This is a genomic window from Aerococcus vaginalis (assembly GCF_053762225.1).
Genome location: NZ_JBSMYC010000008.1, coordinates 1 through 2,486, shown reverse-complemented (window position 1 = coordinate 2,486; position 2,486 = coordinate 1). Strand labels below are relative to the sequence as shown.

The 2,486-nt window shown below is 51.7% G+C and carries 1 rRNA gene; it reads right to left on the bottom strand.

The annotated features are described in order from the left end of the window. Positions 1-29 precede the first annotated feature (29 nt). Positions 30-2,486: ribosomal RNA gene (locus tag ACWOEX_RS06590) — 23S ribosomal RNA — on the bottom strand; the annotation flags it as partial.

Below are 2,486 nucleotides of genomic sequence, written 5' to 3'. Positions count from 1 at the left end.
AACCATTTCGTATCATCATTGCTTATCCGTTGGATAAGTCCTCGAGCGATTAGTACTTGTCCGCTTCATCTGTCACCAGACTGCCACTCCAAGCCTATCAACCTGATCGTCTCTCAGGGCTCTTACTTCTTTCGAATGGGAAATCTCATCTCGAGGTGGGTTTCACGCTTAGATGCTTTCAGCGCTTATCCACTCCGCACATAGTTACCCAGCGATGCTCTTGGTAGAACAACTGGTACGCCAGCGGTGCGTCCATCCCGGTCCTCTCGTACTAAGGATAGCTCCTCTCAAATTTCCTGCGCCCGCGACGGATAGGGACCGAACTGTCTCACGACGTTCTGAACCCAGCTCGCGTACCGCTTTAATGGGCGAACAGCCCAACCCTTGGGACCGACTTCAGCCCCAGGATGCGATGAGCCGACATCGAGGTGCCAAACCTCCCCGTCGATGTGAACTCTTGGGGGAGATAAGCCTGTTATCCCCAGGGTAGCTTTTATCCGTTGAGCGATGGCCCTTCCATACGGTGCCACCGGATCACTAAGCCCGACTTTCGTCCCTGCTCGACTTGTAGGTCTCACAGTCAAGCTCCCTTCTGCCTTTACACTCTGCGAATGATTTCCAACCATTCTGAGGGAACCTTTGGGCGCCTCCGTTACATTTTGGGAGGCGACCGCCCCAGTCAAACTACCTGACTGACACTGTCTCCCACCCCGATTAGGGGTGCGGGTTAGAATGATCACCTCACAAGGGTAGTATCCCACCATCGCCTCCATCGACACTAGCGTGCCGATTTCTATGGCTCCTACCTATCCTGTACATGTGAAACAAGCATTCAATATCAACCTGTAGTAAAGCTCCATGGGGTCTTTCCGTCCTGTCGCGGGTAGCCGGCATCTTCACCGGCACTACAATTTCACCGAGTCTCTCGTCGAGACAGTGCCCAAATCGTTGCGCCTTTCGTGCGGGTCAGAACTTACCTGACAAGGAATTTCGCTACCTTAGGACCGTTATAGTTACGGCCGCCGTTTACCGGGGCTTCAGTTCAGAGCTTCGCTAATGCTAACCCTTCTCCTTAACCTTCCGGCACCGGGCAGGCGTCAGCCTCTATACGTCATCTTTCGATTTAGCAGAGACCTATGTTTTTGATAAACAGTCGCTTGGGCCATTTCACTGCGGCTGACTTGCGTCAGCACCCCTTCTTCCTAAGTTACGGGGTCATTTTGCCGAGTTCCTTAACGAGAGTTCGCTCGCTCACCTTAGGATTCTCTCCTCAACTACCTGTGTCGGTTTGCGGTACGGGTGATTTCATTCTCACTAGAAACTTTTCTTGACAGTGTGACATCGGCAGCTTCGATACTAAAACTTCTCTCCCCATCACAGCTTGTCCTTATCGAAAAGCATTTGACTCTTCGACAGACTCACTGCTTGGACGCGTCTTTCCATCTCCGCGCTCTGCTTAGCCTGCTGTGTCCTTCCCTCGTTCAAACAAATGAAACCAGTACAGGAATATCAACCTGTTGACCATCGTCTACTCCGTTCGGTCTTGACTTAGGTCCCGACTAACCCTGGGAGGACGAGCCTTCCCCAGGAAACCTTAGTTATTCGGTGGATGGGATTCTCACCCATCTTTCGCTACTCATACCGGCATTCTCACTTCTAACCGCTCCACATGTCCTCACGATCATGCTTCACTGCTGTTAGAACGCTCTCCTACCATCCCTACGGGATCCACGGCTTCGGTGTTCAGTTTAGCCCCGGTACATTTTCGGCGCAGGGTCACTCGATTAGTGAGCTATTACGCACTCTTTCAATGGTGGCTGCTTCTAAGCCAACATCCTAATTGTCTGTGCAACCCCACATCCTTTTCCACTTAACTGAAACTTAGGGACCTTAGCCGGTGGTCTGGGCTCTTTCCCTTTCGACGACGGATCTTATCACTCGCCGTCTGACTCCCAAAGAGCAAATCTTCGGCATTCGGAGTTTATCAGATCTCAGTAACACCTAACGTGCCCGTTGATCAAACAGTGCTCTACCTCCGAGATTCTCCTTTGAGGCTAGCCCTAAAGCTATTTCGGAGAGAACCAGCTATCTCCAGGTTCGATTGGAATTTCACCGCTACCCACACCTCATCCCCGCCTTTTTCAACAGACGTGGGTTCGGGCCTCCAGTGTGTTTTACCACACCTTCACCCTGGACATGGGTAGATCACCTGGTTTCGGGTCGACGACAACAAACTCGTTGCCCATTTCAGACTCGCTTTCGCTACGGCTCCACTTGTACAGCTTAACCTTGCTTGCTATCGTCACTCGCCGGTCCGTTAAACAAAAAGTACGCCATCACCCATTAACGGGCTCTGACTGTTTGTAAGCATACGGTTTCAGGTACTCTTTCACTCCCCTCCCGGGGTGCTTTTCACCTTTCCCTCACGGTACTGGTTCACTATCGGTCACTAAGGAGTATTTAGCCTTACGAGATGGTCCTCGCGG